At 61.1% G+C, this 1,320-nt stretch carries 1 protein-coding gene and 1 other annotated feature; the gene reads left to right on the plus strand.

Going from position 1 to position 1,320, the window contains the following annotated elements; all coding sequences use genetic code 11:
• Positions 1-50 precede the first annotated feature (50 nt).
• Positions 51-1,279 (plus strand): IS3 family transposase gene (locus J2W40_RS20530; RefSeq protein WP_310227822.1). Its coding sequence is split into 2 segments (ribosomal slippage): positions 51-339 and positions 339-1,279, totalling 1,230 coding nucleotides; the frame shifts between segments, so codons are not numbered across the junction.
• Positions 332-448: a sequence feature (AL1L pseudoknot), on the plus strand. Its footprint overlaps the gene before it by 117 nt.
• Positions 1,280-1,320: the final 41 nt, after the last annotated feature.

Consider the following 1,320-nt stretch of genomic DNA (forward strand, 5'->3'; position numbering starts at 1 on the left):
TGAAGCGCCCCGGGTTTTCAGGAGGCTCCCACTTGTGACAAGGAGCCGTTATGAGCAAGACGACGAACAAATTTTCACCCGAAGTACGGGAACGCGCGGTCCGTATGGTCGCGGAGCAGCGGGCTGAGTACGGCTCGGAATGGGAAGTGATGAAGTCGATCGCGGCGAAGATCGGCTGCTCGCTGGAGACGCTGCGCCGCTGGTGCCGCGAGGAGGCGAGCCGACGAGCGGGACCAGCGGCGTTGGCGGCCGATGACCGGGAACGCCTGAGGTTGCTCGAGCGCGAAGTGAAGGAGCTGCGCCGGGCTAACGAGATCCTGCGCAAGGCCTCGGCATATTTTGCGATGGCGGAGCTCGACCGCCCCGGGAGATGATGATGGCGTTCATCGACGCCCATCGCGAGAAGTTGGGGATCGAGCCGATCTGCCGCGAGTTGGCAATCGCCCCTTCCGCTTATTACGAACATGCCGCGCGCCGTGCCGGCCCCGGCAAGCGCTCAGCGCGTGCCCGACGCGATGAGGAGATCCGGGAGCAGATCAAGCGGGTCCATGATGCCAGCTTTGGTCTCTATGGGGCACGCAAGGTCTGGCACCAGATGCGGCGTGAAGGCATCATGGTGGCGAAATGCACGGTGGAACGGTTGATGCGAGCCATGGGGCTGGCAGGCGTTCGACGTGGGAAAAAGACGGTTACCACTGTCAGCAACCCGAAGGCGCCGTGTCCGCTGGACAAGGTCAATCGGGAGTTTCGCGTCAGTCGGCCCAACGCTCTGTGGGTCGTCGATTTCACGTATGTGCACACCTGGGCGGGCTTCGTTTATGTCGCCTTCGTTATCGACGCTTTTGCCCGGCGGATCGTCGGATGGAAGGTCAGCACGTCCGCCACTGCGGGCTTCGTCCTGGATGCCCTGGAGCAGGCGATCCATGCCCGCAGGCCCGGTCCAGAGGATCAACTTATCCATCACAGCGACAGGGGAGTTCAATATCTTGCCATGAATTACACCCAGCGTCTGGCCGAAGCCAAGCTCGTACCCTCGGTTGGCAGCGTTGGCGATTCCTACGACAATGCCTTAGCTGAGACGATCAACGGCCTTTACAAGGCTGAGGTCATCTGGCGGCAGCGATCATGGCCAACTGCATCGGCGGTCGAAATGGCAACCCTGCGCTGGGTTGATTGGTACAACAACTACCGTCTTTTCGGCCCTATCGGGCACATCCCGCCCGCTGAGGCCGAAGACAATTACTATGCAGCTCTCAAGAACCTCGATATGGCTGCGTAGCCCAAAGAAAACTGCCTCCTGAAAACCCGGGGCGCTTCACT

The organism is Sphingobium xenophagum (assembly GCF_031457465.1).
GTDB classification, from domain to species: domain Bacteria; phylum Pseudomonadota; class Alphaproteobacteria; order Sphingomonadales; family Sphingomonadaceae; genus Sphingobium; species Sphingobium xenophagum_A.